This is a genomic window from Bacillus sp. FSL K6-1003 (assembly GCF_037964945.1).
Taxonomy (GTDB): domain Bacteria; phylum Bacillota; class Bacilli; order Bacillales; family Bacillaceae; genus Bacillus; species Bacillus mojavensis.
Genome location: NZ_CP150176.1, coordinates 330474 through 355541, shown reverse-complemented (window position 1 = coordinate 355541; position 25068 = coordinate 330474). Strand labels below are relative to the sequence as shown.

The following is a 25068-nucleotide window of genomic DNA, read 5'->3' as shown; positions in this document are numbered from 1 at the left end:
GGATGTTTCGTCTATTGGTGCTGATGGGATTTACATTTTTCTTTTATCATCTGCATACCTCAGGAAATCTAACAAAATATATCAATATGAAATATTCCTATCTGTCCTTTATTGCGATCTTCCTGCTGGCCATTTTGACAGCTGTTCAAGCGTATTTGTTTGTCAAATCGCCTGAAAAAGGCGGGCATCATCATGACGATGATTGCGGCTGCGGCCATGATCACGAGCATGACCATGAACAAAACAAACCATTTTATCAGCGGTATTTTATTTACCTTGTTTTTCTTTTCCCTTTGGTGTCAGGCATCTTTTTTCCGATTGCGACGCTTGACTCATCTATCGTCAAAACAAAAGGGTTCTCGTTTAAGGCCATGGAAAGCGGAGACCACTACTCTCAAACCCAGTATCTGCGGCCTGATGCCAGCCTTTATTATGCACAAGACAGCTATGACAAGCAGATGAAACAGCTGTATAAAAAATATTCTGGCAAAAAAGAGATTTCTCTGACCGATGATGATTTCTTAAAAGGCATGGAAACCATTTATAACTATCCAGGCGAATTTCTCGGACGGACGATTGAATTTCATGGATTTGCGTATAAAGGAAACGCGATTAACAAAAACCAGCTGTTCGTATTGCGGTTTGGCATTATTCACTGTATCGCTGATTCCGGCGTGTACGGGATGCTTGTGGAGTTTCCGAAGGACATAAACATCAAGGATGATGAATGGGTTCAAATTAAGGGCACTCTTGCCTCAGAATATTATCAGCCATTCAAATCCACCCTTCCTGTCGTGAAAGTGACAGACTGGAACACCATTAAAAAACCTGATGATCCGTATGTTTACAGAGGATTTTAATTGAAGACGAAACCAGTACAAGTACTGGTTTCTTTTTTATTTCTTTTTCATCAGCATCAAATCAAGATAGAGCTGGCATCGCGTTCTGAAATCGCTTAAATCGATGGATGTCATCTCAAGAATCTGCTTGATGCGGTAATTTAATGTGTTTTGGTGAATAAACAGCTGTTCCGCGGCTGGTTTTGTTTTGCAGTTGTTGAGGAGATAAATTTCCAGCGTCTTCAGCAGCTCGGTGCTGCTTTCTTGGTCTTTTGCTTTTAGTAAAGCTAAATCCTTATTCTCGTATTCCAAAAAGTCATTTTTCTGTTCAATGCTTTCTAAATAACGATAAATACCGAGCTTCTCATATTCATATGGAATGTTTTCCTGGTTGCCGGTTATTTCTGCGGCTTTAATGACTTCCAATGCTTCTGTATAGCTTTTGCCGAGCTTTAAGATGTGGTCATATTCGTTTCCGATACCGATATAGATAGGGGTAGGAATTTTTTGAAAGTGAAAATGTGTTAACAGCTTGTTAATGAATTCAACAGCTGCTGAGGAGGCGGAGCTTTTTTGGGAAAAACTCGCTACGACGATGACAATATTTGATTCTATCGTTAAGACATGACTGACTTTATCCCGCAAATTCAGGTAAGACCTGATATTTTCCTTTAAATCTTCCACCGCTTCCCCATCCCCATTCGCGGCGTGCAGGATGACAACTGAAAACACAGAAGGCAGCACGGTGTTGATTCTCTCAGCTTCCCGCCTGAGCTCCTTTTCAGAAATAAATTGCTGATAGATAGCCCGTTTGATGAGGTCCTCAGCTCTTTCTTCCTTTTCCTGTTTCAGCTTGTTCGCTTTATAAATAATTTTTCCGACATGGAAGGAGGTCTCGTACAAAAAGTCGAGCTCTTCGTCTGTCAGATCACGATCCAGTTCTTGAATCCAGATGTAGCCCATGACTTCCCCTTTATGCTTTGCACTCACGACTACCCTCTGATTTAACCCAATGCTCTCAATTTTATTGACGCGAAAAGGCTCAGGTTCTGTTTTCAGCTTTTCAATGATCCCGTCCTTCAAAAACCTCTCAAAAATCTGAACCGGACATTTTTTTGAAAAAATAGTCTGCTGGTTTGCAGAATCAAAATGGTTAATATAGTAAGAATTGTAGGCTAACAAAAAGAAATCCGCGCTTTCCAGTATCACTGGTTTTTGCAGCTCATAGCTGATAAAGTCAATCAGCTTATCAACATCTGAAAATGAAAAAACTCTCTCTAAAAGCTCTTCCATACCTTTTTCTCCTATACTTTTTTTACTTTAATCATATCCATACGGGGTCTTTTTGTATAGAAAAAAATACGTTTGTTTCCAAAAGAAAAAACAGCAGTCTTAAAAGGAGAAAAGAGGAAAAAGGGATATCCCCTTCCTCCTCCTTTCGATCTTTATTGCGACATCGTATCTTGGTAGTCTTTAAACTGGTCTGTAACATCTTGTGACGGAGCCTGCGTCAATACGCTGACGATATAGACAGATAATAGACTCGCAGCAAAACCAGGTATGATTTCATACAGAAAGTCCGAAAGACCGGCATTCGCCCAAATGATTACAGTTGCTGCTCCCACAATCATGCCGGCGAGTGCCCCCCATTTGGTCATTCGTTTCCAAAACAGACTGAGCAGTACAACCGGCCCGAATGATGCACCGAAGCCCGCCCACGCGTAGCTGACCAACCCAAGGATGGTATTGTTTTTCTCCCAAGCCAGAACTAACGCGACAATTGAAACAGCCAGCACAGCCAGACGGCCCAAAAACACCAGTTCTTTATCAGAAGCTGAGCGCCGGAACATCGACTTATACAAATCCTCTACCAAGGAGCTTGACGTAACAAGCAGCTGGGAAGAAATTGTACTCATAATGGCCGCTAAAATCGCAGAAATTAGAAAGCCTGTAATAATTGGGTGGAATAAAATATTTCCTAATTGGATAAATATGGTCTCCGGGTCCTTCAATGACATGCCCCGCTGATGGTAATAAGCGATCCCGCCCAAACCTGTCAGCACTGCGCCGACTGCCGAAAGAATCATCCATCCCATTCCGATTCTGCGTGCTCTTTTTATCTCTTTGACAGATGTAATCGCCATAAAACGCACAATGATATGCGGCTGGCCAAAGTAGCCCAAGCCCCAAGCAAACAGTGAAATGATGCCAAGAACACTGGTTCCTTTAAAAATATTAAACATATCAGGGTCCACAGAGCGGATCTCAGCAGTTGTTTCACCTATTCCTCCGGTGTGGAAAAACGTAACGATAGGAACGAGAATAAGCGCTGCAAACATAATGATCCCTTGAACAAAATCTGTCCAGCTGACAGCCAGAAAGCCCCCAAACAGGGTATACGCCACAACAACACCTGTCACCACCCACAAGCCGGTGTGATAATTCATTCCCAGGATGCTGTTGAACAAGACGCCGCCGGACACCATTCCGGACGATACATAAAATGTGAAAAAGACTAAAATGACAATTCCCGAAAACAATCTAAGGAGCTTTGTTTGATCTCCGAAACGATTCTCAAGGAATCCGGGAATCGTAATTGAATTCCCCGCTTTTTCAGTATATGTTCTCAGCCGCGGTGCGACGTAGAGCCAGTTCGCCCATGCACCAAGGCAAAGACCGAACACAATCCAAACGCCGCTTAGTCCAGTTGAAAACATGGCGCCCGGAAGCCCCATCAGCAGCCAGCCGCTCATATCGGCAGCTCCCGCACTGAGAGCGGTTACAGCCGGACCTAAGGAACGTCCTCCCAGCATGTAATCCGTCAGGTTTGACGTACGTTTGTAGGCAAAGTAGCCGATCAGCAGCATCCCCGCCATATAAATACAAATTGAAATAATCAGCTGTGTGTTTTCTATAGCACTTCCTCCTCTTTTTTACCAGTATATGGATGAAATGGACACCCCCGCAGGGAGGATGCCCATTTAGTCCCGCTTTAGAACATTTCACTGATTGTTTTTGCCTGCATGTGCAGTGCCAGGTAATCCGGACCGCCGGCTTTTGAATCTGTGCCGGACATTTTGAAGCCGCCGAATGGATGGTAGCCAACGATGGCTCCTGTACAGTTGCGGTTAAAGTACAGATTTCCAACATGGAATTCTTGTTTTGCACGCTCAATGTGCTTGCGGTTGTTTGTGATTACCGCTCCCGTTAAACCGTACTCAGTATTGTTCGCCACTTCTAATGCTTCATCAAAGCTTGATACTTTAGAGAAAGCGACAACAGGCCCGAAAATTTCTTCCTGCATGAGTCTTGCTTTCGGATCAAGGTCAGCGAAGATCGTCGGTTTGATGAAGAATCCTTTTGAATCGTCACCAGTACCGCCGCTTACTAATCGGCCTTCCTCTTTTCCGATCTCGATATAGCTCATAATTTTATCATAAGAACCCTGGTCAATAACAGGTCCCATGTAAACATCTGCGCTGTCAGGGCTTGCCGTTACTTTAGACTCTGTGATTTCAATAACGCGCTCTAATACTTGATCATACACTTTTTCATGAACAACAGCACGTGAACCTGCAGAACATTTTTGGCCCGCAAAGCCGAATGCAGATGTAAAGATGGATTGAGCCGCCAATTCAATGTCCGCATCCTCATCGACAACCACCGTATCCTTACCGCCCATTTCAGCGATAACACGTTTTAAGTGCTGCTGGCCTGGCTGAACCTTTGCGGCGCGTTCGAAGATTCTCGTACCGACTTCTCTTGATCCCGTAAACGTGATAAGGCTTGTTTTTGGATGGTCAACAAGGTAGTCACCGACTTCCGCTCCGCTTCCAGGAACAAAGTTGACAACGCCTTTTGGCAGGCCGGATTCTTCAAGAACCTCAACGAATTTCGCAGCAATGACAGGCGTTGCGCTCGCAGGTTTAAGAACAACTGTGTTACCGGTAACGATCGGCGCTACTGTTGTTCCCGCCATAATCGCGAACAAGAAGTTCCAAGGCGGAATAACGACTGTTACACCAGTCGGCGTGTATACATATTGGTTTTTCTCGCCTTCACGGCTGTTGACCGGTTTGCCTTTTGCCAGTTCAATCATTTGGCGTGCATAATATTCCATGAAGTCAATCGCTTCAGCAGTATCAGCATCTGCCTCGTTCCAAGGCTTCCCTGCTTCTTTCACGAGCAAAGCGGAGAATTCATGCTTTCTGTTGCGGACTTTGGCAGCCGCGCGGAACAGGACAGCCGCTCTTTCTTCCGGAGACGTGTATCTCCACTCTTCAAAGGCTTTAGCCGCCGCTTCAATGGCTTGCTCAGCGTGCTCTTGAGAAGCTTTTGAGACTCTGCCGACAACCTCTTCTTTATTAGCCGGGTTAATGGAAACGATCTTCGCTTCTGTTTCCACTCTTTCACCGTTGATGATAAGCGGATAGTCTTTTCCTAAATATTCGTTTACTGTCGCAAGCGCTTTTTTAAACGCTTCTACGTTGTTTTGGTCTTGGAAATTTGTGAATGGTTCATGTTTGTAAGGTGTTGTCATTGTAATCTCTCCTTTTTTACTTCTTCGTCATTCCTTTGAAAGCAAATGCAATATTTGACGGACGTTCTGCCAGGCGTCTCATAAAGTAGCCGTACCAATCCTCTCCGTAAGGCAGGTAGACTCTCATGTTATAACCTTCTTTTACGAGGCTGAGCTGGGTTTGCGACCGCATGCCGTACAGCATCTGAAATTCAAACATGTCATTGGAAATGCCGTTTTCCCTGGCAAGCTGCTTTGTATAATCGATCATTTTATCGTCATGTGTCGCAATCGCTGTGTAGTGACCATTTAAGAGCTGCTTTCGGATGATTTTTTTATAGTTCTCATCGACATCGCTTTTTTCCGGAAAAGCCACTTTTTCTGATTCCTTATATGCTCCTTTTACAAGACGAAGGAACGGTTTCAAAGAATCCAAATCGTCAATATCGTTTTCCGTGCGGTACAGATAGGCCTGCAACACCGTGCTTACATACTCATATTTCCTTCTGAAATCCTTGAATATATCAAGCGTTTTCTGGCATCTGACCTCGTCTTCCATGTCTATGGTGACCATGACTTTATGCTTCTCGGCCGTCTGGACGATTTTCGTCATATTTTCATACACCAGATCCATATCTATATCGAGACCTAAAGACGTCATCTTTAAAGAAACGTGTGAGTTCAGCTGCTGATCCGCAATGGTCTCAATGGTTTGGATGCATTCTTCCGTGCGTTCCCTTGCGACCTCGGCGCTGTTCACAAACTCGCCTAAATGATCGACAGTAACTGACAAGCCTTGGCTGTTAAGCTGTCGAATTGTCGGGATTGAACTGTTAAAATCATTCCCGCCGATAATTTTACCCGCTGCTACCCGGCTTCCCCAGTTTCTCGCCATCTTATTGAGAAAGCCGCTTTTGGATAAAAACAAGAAAAAATCTCTTGTGATCACTTCCAACCTCAACACCCCGCAATCTAAGAAGTATTTGTATGAGTTTATTGTAAATGGACAAAACCTCCGTTCACAATATTCTCAAAATACAAAGATTCTGATTATTTTTGTGGGTTTCTCACAATCAGATAGTTAGAAAGTCGGGGGACTTCCTGTCGAAATATGGAGAGAGGAAGCGACATGAAACATCAGCTTCCTCCATCATTCCACACTTCTTCAACAGTATTCAAAAGCAACCGATTCAGCTCAGGCGTGATATCTTTTTTGATGATTTTCAGCGTTTTCGCCGCCTCCATAATCCTTTCAATCTCTGTTTCAATGAACTGGTGAATCACATGAATTCTTGCTTCAAGATCCAGTTCTTCACCTTTTCTTTTGCGCTCAAGCAAGGTTTCCATCTCTGCTCTCAGTTCGGGTTCCGTAATCAATTCATTCATCAAAACAGTAAAATCCATCGGTGGAATGGTTCCGTGCTTTTCAATCCACTTACACGCCAGTATCGGCCGCAGCACGTAAAAATACTTTTTGATTTTCACCTCTTGCCCTTGCAGGTAATCCTTGACATTTCTTTTTGCCATATTGATATAGTGATACACACTGGCTTCAGGCTTAAACGCTGTGCTTCGCAGCTTTCTCAGCTGCTCTGCGGTCGTAAAGGCTTCGTAATACACAATGTCCGAGGACAGCCACTCAAGCAGCGGAGGGTTTGATTTTTTGAATAGACGCAGCGTTTTTCTCAGTTCCCAGCCGCTGATGTCCAACAAATCGTGGATCGGCTCTTCAATGACATCCCTCTCCTGCTCAATTGAAAAATACCATTCCTTTTTCGGCACATAAATAAAGCGGACATCATAATCGCTGTCTTGCGACGGGAATCCCCAAGCACGACTCCCTGATTCAACGGCATACACGATTTTAACGCTGTACTCTTGCTCAATTCGTTTTAGTTCATCAATGATTCTTTGTTTCATATATATTCGTCTCCCGTCTTTTCTCATTCCGGCTGTCTGCAGAAAAAAACCGCCCGATGATGCGGCGGCTCTTCGCGTCTGTCAGCCTTTAAGATGTTGCTTAAAGAAGGCAAGCTTTTCCGTTTGAAAGGCAGGGATATACTCATGCCCAAAGTAGCGGTACACCTTCAGCTCTTTTTCTGTCTCCAGATGGTTATAGGCCGCAAACACAGTAGAAGGCGGCGTAATCTTATCAATCAGCCCGATCGACATCAGTACAGGCACCTTCACCCTGTAAGCCAGATTCATAATATCGAAATACGTTAGTGTATTCATGGCCCGCTCTTCTGTTTCCGGGCTGCCATTTCTTCTGAAAAAGGAATTGATTTCGAGATACGGCTGTTCAAGCGCCACATCGATGGCTCGCTCGAAATTGCTTAAATAAGGATAATCAGCAACAGCGGCTTTCGGAATATCTGACAGAGCAGCGGCCGCAATGGTTATGCCTCCGCCCTGGCTTCCGCCTGTCACGCCGATTCTCGTTTCGTCGACTTCATCAAAGCTGCTGATGACTTCAAGCGCGCGGACGGCGTCCAAATAAACTCCCCGGTAGTAGTATGTATCTTTATCAAGAATTCCTTTCGTCATCCAGCCCAATGCGTGTCCGTGCGGAGAAATACTGGTGTCCTCGCTGCCCTGCTGGCCGCGGACAAGCATGCCGAACGCAGCGTATCCGTGCAGCGCCCAATTGACCATTTCATGAATGTCTCCGTCATAGCTTGTATTGTAGCCGTGATATTTGACAATCGCCGGGTGCGGGCCTTCTTTGTCAGGCACCGCATACCATCCGGCAATGCTGGCATTTCCAAAACTTTTATATGTAAGGCGGTATACCTTCACTCCATCAGCAGGATAATCAACCGGCTGTAAGTCAGGAACTGCTTGAACTTCGGCAAGTTCATTCAAAGAGGACTTCCAAAACTCAGAAAAATCTTTTTGGGCAGTTTTGTCAGGCTTATACGTTTGCAATTGGTCGAGCGGCATATCGAATAGTTGCATTTCCGATTATTCTCCTTTGTTTAATAAGATTTAGTTTATTCTATACTATCACGTTTTGAACCTATTTTCTAAATTTTTTAACATCTAATTTCTGATTCAATCCTTCGATGTGAATTCGTTCTTGTGATGAATACTATCCTTGAACACCATACTCACTCTTCTTGGTCAAACGTTTGTTTAACCGCTCCCCGGCTTAGTTCCATAAAGGCCTGAGCGGTCAGACTGACATAGCGGTTCTTTAAAATTACAAAAACAAGAGTGCGTGAAGGCGCGGATTGAAGCGATAAAAAGATGACACCCGAATCTTTGTCCCTTTTGACCATATTTGGCGCCAGGGTTACCCCAAACCGTTTGCGACAAGGGATTGCGCGATTTTGATGTGCTCGTTTTAAACGCGGCGTTTGGCTTAAAGCCGCTTTCCGCACATAGGTTAAGTACCATCCGGCGAAAACCGTAGCCCTCCTTCAGCAAAATAAAAGGAACCTGCTTTGCCATCTCAAGCGGCACGCACGGCTTCCCTCACCTTCCAGTGCTTTATCAATCAGTGCAGTCATTTCGAGCGGCATCCACCTTTGTTTTTCCTTTGATACGGCAAGAACGATCGGCTCAGTTAGCAAGGGTTCAATGGAGAGCCTCACATCCTCAATCGGCAAGGATAACCTCTCCCTTTGCCGTTATCTCCTCTAAGGCAGCCGGGTCTTTTACGATAAGCTGAACCTCACATGGGGATAATGCGCCAAAACTGCTTCAGAAGCGGAGGAAAGATATATCTCCCTGTTACAGCGGGAATCCCGATCGAAAGCTTGTGCCCCAGTCCTTGCCTGCATCTTCACCAGCAAGTCGTCCCTTAATCGAATGATGTCCTCAGCCTTTTCAATGAAACGGCGGCCGTGCGGTGTCAGCGTAACAGAGCCGTGTGACCTGTGAAAAAGAGTAAGCCCCAGCTCCGTCTCCAGCTTCTTGATTTGCTGGCTGAGAGAAGGCTGGGCGATATGAAGGTGCTCCGCCGCTTCGTCCAAGATATAAAAATGATCATAACAGAAATTGCTAACATCATCCATATCATAACAAACAAAGATGAAAGAGCTGGTTCATTTGGCCAAACGAAACTCCGTTTTCGAAAAACGCTGTGATGTATCGTGATGAGAAGGTATTTGCTGATGGGGAAGATTTAACGATGCTGATCAAATTTGCGGAATGCTGTGCAGAGCAGCAAGTGCTTGATGCGGAGCGGGAGCGGGCCATACGGTGCTGGCATTTGCCCCTTATGTCCAAGAATGCATCGGCATTGATGCGACGCAAGAAATGGTTGACGTTGCTTCATCTTTTGCGGAAGAAAAAGCTGCTGTGAATGTACACTTTCAGAAAGGGACAGCGTCTGACGAAGGCCCGAGACACCTTTTGCCTCGAATTGAATCAAAACGGAAAGCCTGAATCCTTTTGCTTAAAAGCGATATTCATCCAAGGCGTAAAGCGATAAAAAAAAGCCGTGCATCCCGCACGGCTTTTACATTGGCTGATAAAGATCCCAGCCGATTTTTAGCGTCTCCACAATGTAATCTGCAATCTCTTCGGGAGCAAGATTGTCTGTTTCCACTTTTGAATTGTGCTTATCATAAATGACTTTTCTCTCGTTAAACAGCTGCTCCATTTCGTCCATTGACCGATTATGCAGCACCGGGCGGCTTTCGATCAGCAAATTCGCGCGCTGCTTCCAGTTCTCCCAAGACAGATCGAGGTGAAGCACCAGACAATGTTCGAGACAGCACTTTCTGATTTCCTCTTGTTTAAAAGAGCCTCCGCCAAGTGAGACAATTTTAAATCTTGTATGATGGCATAAATTCAGGATATATTCTTTTTCTGTTTTCCGGAAAAAGTCTTCACCTTTTTTTTCAAACATCTCAGGGATCGACATGTTGAAATCCTTTTCGATTTCTTGGTCAATATCGATAAAATCTCTATATAATTTCTTAGCGACCAATTGGCCGATTGTCGTTTTTCCTACACCCATGAATCCAATCAGGACGATATTTCTTTCTCTTACTGGGATGGCTCGTTTAGCGTTCATCTTCGGCGAAATCCTCCTAAGGAATGAAAGTTTATCTTCATTATATGCTGATTTTGCGAATATTTATATAGGTACCGGCTCGAGCTTTCTCTATTTCATCGTCAACCGTTCAAGCTTTCCTACAATAAAACATGAGAAAACGCAATGGACGAAACGTCGTTTTTGAGCAGCCGGCTCCGTTTCTTTTTTGCGTTCAACCTTCTTGGTCGGATGAAATTCATTGTACAACATTTTCAGACATAATTTAATACTTCGACGCAAAAAAGCATTAAATGATTAAAAACGCCCTTCCTCTATCTGCGTTTATCCGTTTTTCATCAGGGAAAAAGATGACGGGAGGGATTGAGATGAAATTAAGCTTTTGTACAACCGGATTAAAAAAGCAAAATATAATGGACATCATTTCCTTTGCGAAGGAGCAGTCCTTTGACGGGATTGATTTGTGGTACGGCCACATCGAACAGTATGAACAGGACTTCGGGCCGCTGGACGGCCTTTATACACTGCTGCAGCAACATAATTTGAAGGTGCCCGCGGTCAGCTTATACACCGATTTTGTGACACAAGGAGAAGAAGAGACAAAAGAAGCAGTGAGAAAAGGGCTTCGGGCGGCGAGACAGCTTCACAGCCCGCTCATTCGCGTATTTGCCGGGAATCAGGCGTCAAACAGAACGTCGCCAGAAAAATGGCTGCGTGCGGTTGAGCAATTTCAGCAGGCTGCGCAAATGGCAGACGGCTATGAGGTAAATATCGGTCTGGAAATTCATTACGATACGTATGCCGATACACCTGAAGCTGCTTTAACATTTTTGAAGGATGTCGCCCATCCGAGACTCCGAACGATTTTTGACGGGTCAAATCTGCACGTGAACCGAATTGACCAGCTGCCGGCTTTAGAAAAAACCTTTCATACGATCAGCCATATCCATTTGAAAAACTATCGCTGGAATTTTAATAACTGGTATCTAAGCGAACCCACTCCGATTTTTCAAGGAGATCTCGATCAAAAAGCATTTTTAAAAGAACTGATAAACAGACAATATGATGGTTTTGTTTCTCTTGAGTATTTTGGAGAACATGCCTTCACGCATATAAAAGAATCGCTCCGCGAATATACGGCTGTTTTTTCCCGCTGACTCTTCGATCGAAGGGTCTTTTTATGTATCATAAACAAAAAGGGGGAAATCACGATGATCGTGTGGATAAACGGGGCGTTCGGTTCCGGAAAAACACAAACGGCGTTTGAACTGCATAGAAGGCTGAAACCGTCTTACGTATATGATCCTGAAAAGATGGGGTTCGCGATGCGTTCAATGATACCGCCGGATATCGCTGAAGACGACTTTCAAAGCTACCGGCTGTGGCGGGAATTCAATTACAGCATGCTTTCCTATTTGTCAGATACATATCAGGGCATCATCATTGTGCCTATGACCATTACGAACGATCAATACTTCGATGACATTATTGGCAGGCTGAGACAGGACGGCCGGATAATTCATCACTTTACCCTGCTGGCTTCAAAGGAAACATTGCTGAAACGCCTGCGCACCAGAGCGGAAGGGAAAAACTCCTGGGCCGCAAAGCAAATCGACCGCTGCCTCAACAGCCTGTCTGATAGCCTCTTCACAGAACATCTCCATACAGACCAAATGTCTATTCAGCAGGTCGCAGAAACGATTGCTTCCCAAGCAAATCTGCCGCTTGAGCCTGATTCGAGAGGCAGCCTGCGAAGGTTCACTGACAGATTAATGGTGAAGCTGAACCATATCCGCATCAAATAAAAGACGTTTTGAAAATATGTACATGTAAAGGAATCAATAAATAAAAAGCCCACTACGAGAGTGGGCTTTTTATCATGTTATTTCCACCAGTCATCAAACATAGAAGCTGGGACCTGGCGCTTATGCTCCGTCATGCTGTAGCGTTTCTCCAGCGCTTCTGACGCTTTCGCCGATACTTCTTTTCCTTCGAGATAATCGTCAATTTCATCATAGGAAATGCCTAGCTCAGTTTCATCGGACTGCTGCGGCTTTTCATCCAGCAGATCAGCAGTCGGTTCTTTTAAGTATAAGCGTTCTGGTGCACCCAGCTCTTTCAGCAGGCTTCTTCCCTGACGCTTTGTTAAGCCTGTCAGCGGCAGAAGATCTGCGCCTCCGTCACCGTACTTCGTAAAGAAACCAGTCACGGCTTCGGCCGCATGGTCTGTTCCAATCACAAGAAGGCCTTCTTGGCCGCCGATCGCGTATTGAGCAATCATTCTCGTTCTCGCTTTTACGTTTCCTTTATTAAAGTCTGTCAGCTTATCGCCTGTCTCTTGCTGATATTGATCTGCAAAAGCGCTGACTGTTGATTGAATGTCAAACTTCCATGATTTATCCGGCTTGATAAACTTCAGAGCGAGCTGGGCATCATCTTCATCCTGCTGTGTGCCGTGCGGAAGACGGACCGCGATAAATTGAGCGTCTCCGCCCTCCTCGCGAATGCTTTCCACTGCAAGCTGAGCCAGTCTTCCCGCAAGTGTGGAATCTTGGCCGCCGCTAATGCCAAGCACAAGTCCTTTAGCGCCGGTTTTCTTTACATATTGTTTTAAAAAATTGACTCTGTCCTCAATTTCTTGCTTTGGATCAATTGAGGGCTTCACATGTAATTCACGCATAATCTTTTCCTGCATGCTCATCCCAATCATTCCTCCTGTACATTATTGCTTATTTACTGAATCATTTCCCTAAATCGATGAAAATGAATCATGACTGTTATGTATCCATATTAACTATAGCACAGGTCTTATTTCATAGTGAATAAGTGAGATCAGCTGACTTCAACCCGTATGGACGTCACACTGTCGCCATTGCACTTTCCTTTTTCAATCGGACAGGAAGAAAACGCGACAATCAAATCCATCTCCGCCCTGAGTCTGACGTAATCCCCGGCATTTGACAGGGGCGTTTCCACAGACAGGTTCCCCTTTTCATCTAAAACAGTATTCATAAAAATCGCAAACGGATAATGCATATGCGGCTTCGGCACGCCGAACTGCTCAAGCGCCCGGTTCATATTGTCATAACACGTATCCTGGAACTCGTTCTTTTGTTTTCCGTATAACAGCCTGTTCATGTCAGGACGGCAGGCGGGCAGAAGCAGGTCATGCTTGCCGACCGTATCCTCAATGAGCGTCAGCATCGGTTTATACAAATTAGAGTAAATATGATCGTTGACCTTCACATGAATGGAATGATTGGCATCAATGGTCGCTCCCTGGTCAAGATGCTCATAAAAATCCTTTGCATGGTACGCCACAAAATCAGCAACCTGCTGCCCCTCTACATCAACCACCTTCAAAATCTGGCCCTTTTTCAGCTTCAGGCCGAGCCCTTTCTTCGGCTGAACGATATATTGCTTTGTCATCCGCTTCGCTCCTTTTTTTTATTAGTATGAACGTTTGCCATCGCCTCCATGTAAAAAGAGGCAAAAATCCGATGCATATAAGCCTTGCGCGGGTTGCAATCTAACCTTAGATAAAAGGGGTTGAATGTAAATGAGTCAAACAAAAAAAGACCAAGAAAAAGGAAATCTGGCTTGGTGGCAGCTTTCATTAATCGGGATTGGATGCACAATCGGAACAGGATTTTTTCTCGGTTCCAGCATCGCAATTGTAAAAAGCGGATTTTCCGTTCTATTATCATTTCTCATTGCGGCGATCGGCACGTATTTTGTATTCGAACAGCTTGCCAAACTATCGGCAAAACACCCTGAAAAGGGCTCATTCTGTTCATATGCGAGAAAAGCATTCGGAAGGTGGGCCGGCTTCAGCAACGGCTGGGTGTACTGGTCATCTGAAATGCTGATTACCGGAAGCCAGCTGACAGCCATTTCGTTATTTACGAAGCATTGGTTTCCCCAAGTGCCGCTGTGGGTATTTGCCTCCATCTACGCTGTACTTGGGCTTCTCATTATTTTTACCGGACTTTCTGTTTTTGAAAAAACAGAAAACGTGCTGGCTGTTATCAAAACTGCCGCTATCTTCATGTTTATCGTTATTGCCATTCTGGCTTTGTGCGGCATATTGTCAGGCGGAAAGCCGGAGGTGCAGATTCCGAATGAGACAAAAGAATTTTTCCCATTCGGAGCTATGGGGCTGTGGACAGGCCTTATTTATGCATTTTACGCGTTTGGCGGAATTGAAGTTATGGGGCTCATGACGGTTCATTTAAAGAAGCCGGAGGAAGCCTCAAAGTCAGGCAAGCTGATGCTGGCAACGCTGGCGATTATTTATATCATTTCAATCGGGCTCGCTTTGCTATTAGTTCCTTTACACAAGTTTACAGAACAGGACAGCCCATTTATTACGTCTTTAAAAGGATTTCATCTCGAAGTGATTCTTGATATTTTCAACGGCATTTTTATTATCGCGGGCTTCTCGACCCTTGTCGCTTCACTCTTTGCTGTGACAACATTGCTTTGTACGATGGCCGATGACGGCGACGCGCCGAAATGCTTTACTCTAAAAGAAGGCAAAAAAATATGCTGGCCCGCGTTAGGATTAACATTTGCGGGGCTTATCGTGTCTATCGTACTGTCTCTAGTGCTGCCTAAAAATATTTACGAGCACATGACAACAGCGGCCGGGCTGATGCTTTTATACACTTGGCTGTTTATCCTGTTCTCCAGCAAAAAGCTGACCGATCCGGCAGCCATGGCGAAAACGCAAATTTATTTGGCGACAATTCTGATTGCGGCGGCTGTGTCCGGCACGCTGTTTGAAAAATCGAGCCGACCCGGATTTTTTGTCAGCTTGGGATTTCTAGCTGTCATTGCCGTTGTCACCTTGATTTATCAAAAAAAGCAGGGACATAAAGACCGCCCTGCCAGCTCGTGAACTATTTCATTTTGTTAAACATGTTCTTTAAATATGAAAACGGGCATTTTGATACGTGTTTTTCATCATCTCGGAGAAAATACTGTTTCCATTCCCGATTATCCTTTCCTCCGTACCAGCCTAAATGCGGATGAATCGGAGCTTGATCGTAAGCCTGTAAACGGGATCGGATCAGCCTGCTCATGTTTCGGCCAAATGCGGTTGAATCATTTAGATTTTCAAACACCCATCTCGGCTGAAACGTGATCATAAAATAAGGGAAGCTTCGGCTTCTCCTCGCATCATGAGCCGGCGTTGCACACAGAATAAAATACGGCTCGCCGTTAAAACAAAACTCCCACTTATAATGCTCTGGATCGGCCGGCATATCTGCCGGCCACTCTTTTTCATCTTGTTCGCTCAGTCTATTTAAAAAGCTCCAAAACAGCTCTTCATACGCTTCAATCGAATAGTGCTCAGCCAAAACTTCCGGTGTATCAAACAACACAACGAGAGATGCGTATTTTCCTGTGTCCCGCGATATTTTGCCGTACTCCGCAAGCAGTGGTGCCAGTTCCTCCGCTGTACGGTTTTCCCGCGGATCTCCGGCAAAAGCAATGCGAAGCTGATCAGTCAGAAACGCCTGGCGTCCGGGAATGCACGGAAACGTATCCGCGTCATCCGCCACAGTTTCTGCCAATAGCTCAAAAGCGATTCTTTGCCATTCCGGGAACTCAGCTTGATTCCGTTCCAGAAAACTTTTGGTGTAAATCCCTTTCACCATTGATCCACCTCCAGTATCATCTGGATACTATATTAAAATGGAAGGCGGCAGGTGACTGTCCTTTCATGCATCAGCCCAATAACTCTTTGATGCCCTGATAACCGAAGTAAAACCCGAATACAAGAAGAGATATGCCCGCGATTGCGGTCAAGCCCCTTAACAGCTTTTCATTAAGCAGGTTTCTGAAAGTGCTGGCTGCAATGGCCATGCAAAAATCCCAGATTAAGATACCGATCATAATGCCGGAACTATAAATGAGTAGCTGATTCATATTGTAAGTCTCAGCCGTTTTCGCAAGAATGCTCCCGTAAATCCCAAGCCAAAACAGGATACTCAGTGGATTGGACAGTGAAATGAGAAAACCCGATGCAAATGTTTTTCTGTAGGACGGCTTCCCCTTCGAGCTGCGTACATCCATCGCTTCCCTGATATTCTTTAGCGTTTCAATACCGGTATAGGTCAGTACAAAAAAGCCGAAGAGCCACAAAAACGTTTTTACGAATGGAGCGGTCAGAAACTGTGACAGTCCGAAATAGATGAAAATCATATACAGTCCGTCAGCAGTCATGGCGCCTAAACCAAAAATCCACGCATGCCAAAATCCATTTTTAATGCCTTTATCGATTTGCGCCGCATTGACAGGTCCCACAGGCGCAGACAAGGACAGCCCCAGCACAATATAACTCAAAAAAGTGTTCACCGGCCCGTACTCCCCTCTCTTACTCAACTTGTACAATTTATTCGGGAACGGGCCAAGCTATGCACAAAAATCACCTATTGTTTCAACCGGTCAAGCTCTTCCTCCATAATATCGGAGGCTTTGCCGATAAAACCGAAAATCAGTTCCAATTCCTCCTCCGTATACTCGCGGCACAGATCCATCGTGGACTCTGACAGTGAACGGAACAAATCCTTCACATGCTGTTTAGAAGCGGTAAGAGGCACGATAATCACTCTTCTACGGTCGTTCGGGTCCCTTTCACGAGCCACATACCCCGCTTTTTCCAGCCGGTCAACAAGCGCCGTAACGGAACCGGTGCTGAGTCCCGTTTTTTTCCCCAGTTCACCGGCCGTCATTGGTCCTGCTTCATTTAATATGTCAGCTGATTTCAAATCGGTAGGAAACAGACCGAGAGCTTGAGCAGCCGCCTGATGAAACAGAATGGTTCTAGTGCCCAATTTCCGAAAAATCTGAATAGCGGTCTTTTCCAACTCACTTCTGGAATTTCTTGTTGACAACTGACAGTCCTCCCTATAAAATCAAATTTATCTTGATAATCGAGATAATTAATAATCAAACTATTATCATGATATCAAACCTTACTTAAAAAAGGTAGAGGAGGTAGAATAAATGGATACAACAGCCGCAAAAAATCCTTCCACTAAATTTGTGGTTCTTGGTCTTTTGCTGGGCATTTTAATGTCCGCGATGGACAATACAATTGTGGCCACCGCGATGGGCAGCATTGTAGCGGATCTCGGAAGCTTTGATAAATTCGCTTGGGTGACTGCATCCTATATGGTGGCAGTCATGGCGGGGATGCCGATTTACGGCAAGCTTTCCGATATGTACGGCCGAAAACGTTTTTTCCTGTTTGGACTTATTTTTTTCTTAATCGGTTCGGCATTATGCGGAATTGCACAAACCATGAACCAGCTAATCATCTACCGGGCCATTCAGGGGATTGGCGGCGGAGCGCTCCTGCCGATTGCCTTTACGATCATCTTTGATTTATTTCCGCCGGAAAAGCGCGGAAAAATGTCGGGCATGTTCGGCGCTGTATTTGGATTATCAAGTGTTCTCGGCCCGCTGTTAGGCGCTATTATCACAGACGCTATCAGCTGGCACTGGGTGTTTTACATCAACGTCCCTATCGGCGCACTGTCATTGTTTTTCATCATCCGCTATTACAAAGAATCGCTGGAGCATAAAAAGCAGAAAATTGATTGGGGCGGCGCGATTACTTTAGTCGTATCCATTGTGTGCCTGATGTTCGCACTTGAGCTCGGCGGCAAAACATACGACTGGAATTCGATACAAATCATTGGCCTGTTTATCATTTTCGCGGTTTTCTTTATTGCCTTTTTTATTGTGGAGAGAAAAGCGGAAGAACCGATTATCTCCTTCTGGATGTTTAAGAACCGCTTGTTTGCCACAGCGCAGATTCTCGCTTTTCTTTATGGCGGAACATTCATTATTTTAGCAGTGTTTATTCCGATTTTCGTACAGGCAGTATACGGCAGCTCAGCGACGAGCGCAGGCTTTATTCTGACACCGATGATGATCGGATCAGTGATCGGAAGTATGATCGGCGGAATCTTCCAAACGAAGGCAAGCTTCCGCAATCTCATGCTGATTTCCGTGACATCTTTCTTTATCGGCATGCTGCTGCTTTCCAATATGACGCCGGACACAGCGCGCGTATGGCTGACTGTCTTTATGATGATTTCAGGCTTCGGCGTAGGCTTTAACTTCTCGCTGCTCCCAGCAGCATCCATGAATGATTTAGAACCTCGTTTTCGGGGAACGGCCAACTCCACCAATTCATTTTTACGATCATTCGGCATGACGCTCGGTGTCACGATTTTCGGCACGGTTCAGACAAACGTGTTCACAAACCAGCTAAGCGACGCCTTCAGCGGGATGAAAGGCTCCGCCGGCTCAGGCGCGCCACAGAATATCGGTGATCCACAGGCGATTTTCCAAGCCGGCACACGATCACAGATCCCTGCTGCGATTCTGAACCGGATCATCGACGCCATGTCCTCAAGCATCACATATGTCTTTTTACTTGCTTTGATTCCAATTGTTCTCGCGGCGATTACCGTTTTGTTTATGGGAAAAACAAGAGTCAAAACAACTGAGGAAATGACGAAGAAAGCAAATTAATGAAAAAGCAGTACACCCTGGGTGTACTGCTTTTTTCTATTAAACACCTAATCTTGCTAGAATAAATGTCCATATGCAGATGATCAATAACAGAATCAGGCTGTACGCTACTGTCCGTTTAAACAGCTTTGATTCCTTCCCTGTCTGGCCGACCGCGGCAGCGGCAATGGCGATAGATTGCGGAGAAACGAGCTTCGCCATTACCCCGCCCGCCGTATTTGCGGCTAACAACAAATCAGAACCGGCCCCGATCTGCGCACCGGTGACGACCTGCAGGTGACCGAACAGCGCATTATTGCTGACAACTGAGCCAGTGATGAACACGCCGATCCAGCCGAGAACAGGACTGACAAACGGGAACAAATCGCCTGTTTTCGCCAGTGCCAGCCCGATGGAAGAGCTAAGCCCCGCGAAGTTGGCCAGATTGGCAAACGCCATCACAAAGCAGATCGTGACAATTGGCATCCACAGTTCCTTCCCCGTCTCCTTCAAGCAACTGAAACCATCCCGATAAGAGAAATTTTTGCTGAACAGTCCCGTAACAATGACCGCCGCTAAAATCGCTGTACCGGTCGCTGACAGCAGATCGACTTTAAAGACTGCATCTAACGGCATGGCAGATGGGGCAATTGGCGGCATCTTCATAATTTGCTGATGCAGAAAAGGCATTTTCAAAAGAAGCGTTGTTTGATATAACAGTCCGCCTTCTTGGAAAAGCGCTTTGAAGGCAGGAAGGCTCCAGATGGTGATCGCCGCGGTTAAAATGTAGAAAGGTGACCATGCCTTGGCAATGTCTGCCGCGCTGTATCTTTTTTTCTCACTAGCTTCTCCGGCTCCCTGCTCACGATAAATCTGTTTCGGCTGCCACTTACGCAGGAAGAGCGCAAGCCCGCCCATACTGAACAGCGCCGCCAAAATGTTAGCTAATTCCGGTCCGAGCACAGCCATTGTCAGCGTCTGAACCGCTGTATACAGTCCGCTGACAACCAGCAAGGCAGGCCAGGTTTGTTTGATACCCTTCATCCGGTCTAATATGAACACGAGTAAAAACGGAATCAGAAATGTAATGATCGGCAGTGTCCAGACCAATGCCCGTGACAGCTCAAGAGCAGACAAGTCTCCAATTTGCGCGCCTGTAATCACCGGTATCCCGATCGCGCCGAAGGCTCCAGAGGCAGCGTTCGCAATTAAGCAGAGCGCCGCCGCCTTTAACGGTTTAAAGCCAAGTTCGACGAGCAGCGCCGCACTGATTGCAATCGGAACACCAAAGCCGGCCGCACCTTCCAAAAATGCGTTAAAACAAAAACCGATTAATAATAGCTGTAATCTTTGGTCAGGCGAGATGCCGGCAATGCTGGAACGAATAATGGTAAACTTCCCGGTTTTCACAGCGATTTTATAGAGCCACACTGCCATCAGGACAATGTAGCCGATCGGCCACAAACCGCTTCCGATGCCTAATAAAACAGAAGAAACAGCTTTTTCAACCGGCATATGAAATGCCAAAACGGCAACCAAAAAGCTGACGGCTAGGGTAAGAAATGCTGCAAGAATGCCTTTCATCTTAAAAACGGTTAAAGCTAAGAGAAAAAAGAGAATCGGAGTGAGCGCCACAAATGCGCTCACATACTCGTTTCCAAACGGATCATACAACTGCTCCCACATTGACAATCAGCCCTTTACTCTATAGTTGCGATTAGTTGACCTTTTGTTCTGCAAAATGAGGTTTTAAAATATTTTTAAGGACGTCTGCGCTGTGAAGGAACTGTTCTTTTTCTTTCTCATTTAAGTTCAGCTCAGTGATGTCTGCGATACCTCCGCGGTTTACGACAGCCGGAACGCCGATGTATACGTCATCTGCGCCGTATTGTCCCTCCAAATAGGTGCTGACAGTTAAAATGCTGTTTTCATTATGAAGAATGGCTTTTGTAATGCGGGCAAGGCTCATCGCAACACCATAATAAGTCGCACCTTTTTTCTCAATGATATGGTAAGCGGCGTTTTTCACGTCATCTACGATCTGGTCTAGCTCCTCTTGTTTGTACGCATCGTTTTTCTCAACGAGTTCACCGACAGGTACACCGCCGACATTTGCGTGGCTCCAGACAGGAAGCTCAGTATCGCCGTGTTCACCGATAATATGCGCGTGCACGTTTTGAGGCGCTGCGCCAAAGTATTCGCTCAGCATGTAACGGAATCTCGCAGAATCAAGTGTTGTGCCGCTTCCGATCACTCGCTCTTTTGGCAGGCCGCTGAATTTCCATGTTGCATAAGTCAGGATATCAACCGGATTTGTCGCGATTAAGAAAATGCCGTCAAATCCGCTCGCCATGACTTCACTGACAATTCCTTTGAAGATCTTTAAGTTCTTTTCTACTAATTCAAGGCGTGTCTCACCAGGCTTTTGGTTTGCACCGGCGCAAATGCAGACAATATCAGCATCCTTGCAGTCTTCATATGTTCCGAAAGATGTTTTGACCGGATGCGGCGCAAACGCCTTTCCGTGGTTTAAATCCATTACATCGCCCATTGCTTTTTCTTTATTTAAATCAATGACCACAAGTTCATCTGTGATCCCTTGGTTAATTAACGCAAATGCATAACTGCTTCCAACAAAACCCGCTCCGATTAAAGCTACTTTATTTACATGTTTATTCATCATTAATCATCCTTCCAGGGTATGTTTTTCTTCGATGACTGTTTGTGAAGTATTTCACATTTATATTGTGCAACATTTCACAAACTTTTGCAAGAGAAAAGATTTGTCTGATTTATGAACAAAAAAAGAAACCATCCTCTATGATGATTTCTTCTTAGACTCCTTTTTTACCGATCTTCTGTAAGACAGCTTCACGATCCCGAATCGTAGCAGAAACAGAACGCCGCCGCAGACGATAAATAAGAGAAACATTTTCAGCCAAGCGAAGAATGTATGGGGAATCCCCCTGTCATACATCGTAAGCACCACTACCGCAAAGGCGACAGCTATTGATTCTATGAACTGCTGCTTCACCCGTTTATGCAGTTCTTTCTCGGTGTCTATTCTCGGCATCAGCATTCCAGAAGCAGATGCCCTGATGCAGTAATATAAGATGATAATGAACAAAAACACAAGGCTCGCGACCCATTCTTTAAACGGAAATTCAAACATAATGCCGCGGATGATCACATCCAGCAGCGCAATCGCCCCGGCTAACATGCCGATCTCCGACCAGATTTTTTGTTCTTTTTCTTTTACTCTCTTATTTTTCCCATTCACGCCTGAAAGTCTGTTATGCAGATTATTCATGACCTTCCTCCCGCACTTTTACGAATGGCTTATGGCTTACATGTTACAATAACAGCCTGCGCTTCTGCAACGAATAAATGAAAAGCCCGCCGTACAAGCCGGCGGGCAGCAATGTTTAATACGGCCCCCAATTGATCAAGACACCGATACAAATAAACACAAGCCCGATTAAGAACCAAATCAGAGCGAGCGGCAGCATAAACCGAAGCCACTTGACGTACGGAATTCCGCTGGCGGCAAGCACTGCCATCAAAACGCCGGACGTCGGGTTCACACAGTTGACAACCCCTTCTCCAAGCATAACCGCTTCCACCGCGACCTGTCTCGTGATTCCCATCAAATCAGCGAGCGGCGCCAAAATCGGAATGAACACAACCGCTTCGCCCGATCCTGAAGAGATGAGAAAATGAAGCAAAGCACTGGCGATATACATGCCGATTGCGCCGGCCATCGGACTGAATCCGTCCAACACCGAAGCCAAAGCATTGACGACTGTATCCAGCAGCTTTCCATTTTCAAGAATGACAGAAATGCTCCGCGCCATCCCGACAATCAGCGCACCGTATACAAGACTCTGACAGCCGGTAATAAAGGTTTTGGCAATATCGTTTGCCGCAAGTCCTCCAATGAATCCGGCAAGGACCGAAATAAAAATAAATGTCGCAGCCATTTGGGAATCTGACCAGCCAAGCTTCAATGCGCCGTACAAAAATCCGATCAGTGACAAACCCGCGACTCCCAAAATCAGCTTATGGCGAATGGTAAAGGGGACAGACTTATCTTCTTCTTGATTCGCATCGCTCAATCCTGCCGCCGGGAACCAGTTTGTTCCTAGCACGCTGGCATCCTTTGATTTCTTTAATTTCCTTGTATACCAATAGATATAAATGATAGAAGACAGCAAAAAGCATATGTATATGACCACACGAAGACCGATCCCCGAAAACAGAGGCAGCTCCGCAATCGATTGCGATAAGCCAAGCGGGGACGGTGATAAAACGGTAGAGTTAAACCCGGCATAGCAGCCTATATAAATAACAGCTGCACCCGCGACCGCGTCCCATTTTAAGGAGCGTGCGACAATAAGGCCGATGGGGATAAATCCGATCACTGAGTTCACGACAATTCCGGTCGTTCCAAGAACAGAAAACAACGCACCGACAATACAAATAAATAATAATTGCTTTGTGCGGAACTTGCTGATGACATTGTAAATCAGTCCGTTGATGGCACCTGTTTTTTCTAAAATAGCGATCGTGCCGCCTGTGAATAAAATCAGAAAAATAATAGGGGCTGAGCCGACCATCCCATCCTGAAGAGAAGTGAAAAAGCTGATCAGGCTGACCGGAGACTGTTCAATTGAATGGTAGCTTCCCGGCACCGCAGTGGTAACCTCTCCCTTCGTCACACGGTCAAATTCTCCCGCCGGCACAATATACGAAGCAACGGCGCACATGAAAGCGATGATAAATAAGAGGACATAGGCGTCAGGCATGTTAAAGGCGGTACGTTTTTTCTTCGGCTGTGTTTCGGCTGCTGGCATACTCATATTTCGATCCATCCCCTCTTTTTAGAAAATACCTATTATTCTGAAAAATATAAATATGTGCTATATTATAAACAGCCTATCTACCTGTTTCAATATAAAAAAAGGAAAGAAGGAGGTTTTTCTCCCATGCAAAAACTCTCAGAAGAAATGAAACAAACCGTAATGGACATCTTTGAACATCTTCACGCCAATCCAGAAGTCAGCTGGAAAGAATATGAGACAACTGCATTTCTTAAACAAAAACTCGAAGATGCAGGGTGCCGCACGCGCACGTTTTCAGATTGCACCGGAGTTGTCGGTGAAATGGGTTCGGGCTCGCCTGTTGTAGCTGTCCGTGCTGACATTGATGCATTATGGCAGGAGGTCAACGGCACATTTCGCGCCAATCATTCCTGCGGACATGATTCGCATATGACAATGGCTTTAGGTACGTTAATGCTGCTGAAAAAACAGCCGCAGCTTCCGAGCGGAACGATCCGTTTTATCTTTCAGCCCGCAGAAGAAAAAGGCGGCGGCGCTCTAAAAATGATAGAAGAAGGCGTGCTTGATGACGTCGACTATTTGTATGGTGTCCACGTCCGTCCAATTCAGGAAACCCAAAACGGACGCTGCACCCCATCCATTCTGCACGGGTCAAGCCAGCACATCGAAGGCACAATCATCGGAGAGGAAGCTCATGGCGCACGGCCGCACCTTGGCAAAAACAGCATCGAAATCGCGGCATTCCTCGTCCATAAGCTGGGACTGATTCACATCGATCCGAAAATTCCGCACACAGTCAAAATGACAAAGCTTCAAGCCGGCGGCGACAGCTCCAACATCATTCCCGGAAAAGCGACCTTCAGCCTTGACCTGCGGGCGCAAACAAATGAAGCCATGGAGACGCTGATCGCAGAAACAGAAAGAGCCTGCGAAGCGGCTGCCGCGGCATTCGATGCGAAAATTGAACTTCACAAGGAACACAGCCTTCCAGCGGCAACGCAAAATAAAGAAGCTGAAGGCATTATGGCTGAAGCGATCACAGACGTTATTGGAGCTGATCAGCTCGATGAACCGCTTGTCACAACCGGCGGTGAAGACTTTCATTTTTATGCCGTGAAAGTGTCGAACCTTAAAACGACCATGCTTGGCCTCGGCTGCGGACTTCAGCCAGGACTCCATCACCCGCATATGACCTTTGACAGAAACGCGATGTTTACCGGGATTCACATTTTAGCAAACGCTGTGTTAAAAACGTTCCAAAAAGCCGATACACTCGCATCAGCCAATGCTTCTTAAATCAAAAAAGCAGCCTGCGAACAGGCTGCTTTCTTC

22 protein-coding genes and 2 pseudogenes are annotated in these 25068 nt (G+C 45.6%); 7 read left to right on the top strand and 17 right to left on the bottom strand.

Annotated features, from left to right (window positions below; translation table 11 throughout):
- Positions 1 to 2: 2 nt before the first annotated feature.
- Positions 3 to 860: a TIGR03943 family protein gene (locus NSU16_RS01905; protein WP_229149700.1), complete on the top strand. Its 858-nt coding sequence runs from the start codon at positions 3 to 5 to the stop codon at positions 858 to 860.
- 36 nt (positions 861 to 896) lie between these two features.
- Here the strand turns inward: NSU16_RS01905 and putR are convergent, their stop codons facing one another.
- The 7 genes and pseudogenes from putR to NSU16_RS01870 all read right to left on the bottom strand — a co-directional run bounded on the left by putR (position 897) and on the right by NSU16_RS01870 (position 9377).
- Positions 897 to 2132 (bottom strand): proline utilization transcriptional regulator PutR, encoded by a 1236-nt coding sequence (gene putR, locus NSU16_RS01900; protein ID WP_229149698.1) that lies wholly within the window; start codon positions 2130 to 2132, stop codon positions 897 to 899.
- 152 nt (positions 2133 to 2284) lie between these two features.
- Entirely contained in the window at positions 2285 to 3739 is a 1455-nt protein-coding gene (gene putP, locus NSU16_RS01895; RefSeq protein ID WP_339192630.1) for a sodium/proline symporter PutP, read from the bottom strand.
- Between the two features lie 92 nt (positions 3740 to 3831).
- Positions 3832 to 5379 (bottom strand): L-glutamate gamma-semialdehyde dehydrogenase, encoded by a 1548-nt coding sequence (gene pruA / locus NSU16_RS01890; RefSeq protein WP_168746888.1) that lies wholly within the window; start codon positions 5377 to 5379, stop codon positions 3832 to 3834.
- Positions 5380 to 5395: 16 nt separating this feature from the next.
- The gene (putB, locus tag NSU16_RS01885) at positions 5396 to 6307 is read right to left on the bottom strand and encodes a proline dehydrogenase PutB (RefSeq protein WP_081638229.1); all 912 of its coding nucleotides are present in this window, start codon (positions 6305 to 6307) and stop codon (positions 5396 to 5398) included.
- Positions 6308 to 6495: 188 nt separating this feature from the next.
- Positions 6496 to 7278 (bottom strand): nucleotidyltransferase domain-containing protein, encoded by a 783-nt coding sequence (locus NSU16_RS01880; RefSeq protein WP_024120156.1) that lies wholly within the window; start codon positions 7276 to 7278, stop codon positions 6496 to 6498.
- An 81-nt stretch (positions 7279 to 7359) separates the two neighbouring features.
- Positions 7360 to 8316, bottom strand: a complete 957-nt coding sequence (cah, locus tag NSU16_RS01875; RefSeq protein WP_339191931.1) for a cephalosporin C deacetylase — start codon at positions 8314 to 8316, stop codon at positions 7360 to 7362.
- 152 nt (positions 8317 to 8468) lie between these two features.
- Positions 8469 to 9377 (bottom strand): annotated as a pseudogene (locus tag NSU16_RS01870) (LysR family transcriptional regulator).
- 71 nt (positions 9378 to 9448) lie between these two features.
- Here NSU16_RS01870 and NSU16_RS01865 point away from each other — a divergent pair.
- Positions 9449 to 9796 (top strand): annotated as a pseudogene (locus NSU16_RS01865) (class I SAM-dependent methyltransferase).
- A 27-nt stretch (positions 9797 to 9823) separates the two neighbouring features.
- Here NSU16_RS01865 and NSU16_RS01860 read toward each other — a convergent pair.
- On the bottom strand, positions 9824 to 10384 hold the full coding sequence (locus NSU16_RS01860) for a shikimate kinase (protein WP_127696038.1): 561 nt from the start codon (positions 10382 to 10384) through the stop codon (positions 9824 to 9826).
- 347 nt (positions 10385 to 10731) lie between these two features.
- Between NSU16_RS01860 and NSU16_RS01855 the strand changes: the two genes are divergently transcribed.
- Both NSU16_RS01855 and tmrB read left to right on the top strand, forming a co-directional pair.
- Positions 10732 to 11520, top strand: a complete 789-nt coding sequence (locus NSU16_RS01855; protein WP_339191930.1) for a sugar phosphate isomerase/epimerase family protein — start codon at positions 10732 to 10734, stop codon at positions 11518 to 11520.
- Positions 11521 to 11574: 54 nt separating this feature from the next.
- Positions 11575 to 12168, top strand: coding sequence for a tunicamycin resistance ATP-binding TmrB (gene tmrB, locus NSU16_RS01850; protein ID WP_339191929.1), 594 nt, complete (start codon positions 11575 to 11577; stop codon positions 12166 to 12168).
- 77 nt (positions 12169 to 12245) lie between these two features.
- Here tmrB and nadE read toward each other — a convergent pair whose 3' ends face one another.
- Positions 12246 to 13064 carry an ammonia-dependent NAD(+) synthetase gene (gene nadE, locus NSU16_RS01845; RefSeq protein ID WP_010332951.1) on the bottom strand — a complete coding sequence of 273 codons (819 nt, stop codon included), beginning with the start codon at positions 13062 to 13064 and terminating at the stop codon, positions 12246 to 12248.
- 131 nt (positions 13065 to 13195) lie between these two features.
- A complete protein-coding gene (locus NSU16_RS01840; RefSeq protein WP_268471433.1) occupies positions 13196 to 13792 on the bottom strand; it encodes a DUF1989 domain-containing protein in 597 nt (198 codons plus the stop codon).
- 130 nt (positions 13793 to 13922) lie between these two features.
- Here NSU16_RS01840 and NSU16_RS01835 point away from each other — a divergent pair, with 130 nt between their 5' ends.
- Complete coding sequence (locus NSU16_RS01835) at positions 13923 to 15263, top strand: amino acid permease (RefSeq protein WP_326196126.1); 1341 nt, start codon at positions 13923 to 13925, stop codon at positions 15261 to 15263.
- 1 nt (position 15264) lies between these two features.
- Here NSU16_RS01835 and NSU16_RS01830 read toward each other — a convergent pair whose 3' ends face one another.
- The 3 genes from NSU16_RS01830 to NSU16_RS01820 all read right to left on the bottom strand — a co-directional run bounded on the left by NSU16_RS01830 (position 15265) and on the right by NSU16_RS01820 (position 17265).
- A complete protein-coding gene (locus NSU16_RS01830) occupies positions 15265 to 16026 on the bottom strand; it encodes a YqcI/YcgG family protein (protein ID WP_326196125.1) in 762 nt (253 codons plus the stop codon).
- Positions 16027 to 16096: 70 nt separating this feature from the next.
- Positions 16097 to 16726 (bottom strand): LysE family translocator, encoded by a 630-nt coding sequence (locus NSU16_RS01825; RefSeq protein WP_229149688.1) that lies wholly within the window; start codon positions 16724 to 16726, stop codon positions 16097 to 16099.
- 74 nt (positions 16727 to 16800) lie between these two features.
- On the bottom strand, positions 16801 to 17265 hold the full coding sequence (locus NSU16_RS01820) for a MarR family transcriptional regulator (RefSeq protein WP_268444227.1): 465 nt from the start codon (positions 17263 to 17265) through the stop codon (positions 16801 to 16803).
- 112 nt (positions 17266 to 17377) lie between these two features.
- Here NSU16_RS01820 and bmr3 point away from each other — a divergent pair, with 112 nt between their 5' ends.
- Positions 17378 to 18916: a multidrug efflux MFS transporter Bmr3 gene (gene bmr3, locus NSU16_RS01815; RefSeq protein WP_268471432.1), complete on the top strand. Its 1539-nt coding sequence runs from the start codon at positions 17378 to 17380 to the stop codon at positions 18914 to 18916.
- A gap of 39 nt (positions 18917 to 18955) precedes the next feature.
- On the opposite strand, the gene NSU16_RS01810 is transcribed toward bmr3, so the two are convergent.
- The 4 genes from NSU16_RS01810 to NSU16_RS01795 all read right to left on the bottom strand — a co-directional run bounded on the left by NSU16_RS01810 (position 18956) and on the right by NSU16_RS01795 (position 23754).
- Positions 18956 to 20581, bottom strand: coding sequence for an L-lactate permease (locus NSU16_RS01810; protein WP_339191927.1), 1626 nt, complete (start codon positions 20579 to 20581; stop codon positions 18956 to 18958).
- 31 nt (positions 20582 to 20612) lie between these two features.
- The gene (locus NSU16_RS01805; RefSeq protein WP_010332943.1) at positions 20613 to 21578 is read right to left on the bottom strand and encodes an L-lactate dehydrogenase; all 966 of its coding nucleotides are present in this window, start codon (positions 21576 to 21578) and stop codon (positions 20613 to 20615) included.
- Between the two features lie 135 nt (positions 21579 to 21713).
- Positions 21714 to 22205: a DUF6773 family protein gene (locus NSU16_RS01800; protein ID WP_010332942.1), complete on the bottom strand. Its 492-nt coding sequence runs from the start codon at positions 22203 to 22205 to the stop codon at positions 21714 to 21716.
- A 115-nt stretch (positions 22206 to 22320) separates the two neighbouring features.
- Positions 22321 to 23754, bottom strand: coding sequence for a YfcC family protein (locus NSU16_RS01795; protein WP_339191926.1), 1434 nt, complete (start codon positions 23752 to 23754; stop codon positions 22321 to 22323).
- Positions 23755 to 23880: 126 nt separating this feature from the next.
- On the opposite strand from NSU16_RS01795, the gene NSU16_RS01790 reads away from it, so the two are divergent.
- Entirely contained in the window at positions 23881 to 25032 is a 1152-nt protein-coding gene (locus tag NSU16_RS01790) for a M20 peptidase aminoacylase family protein (protein ID WP_339191925.1), read from the top strand.
- The last annotated feature ends 36 nt before the right edge of the window (positions 25033 to 25068 follow it).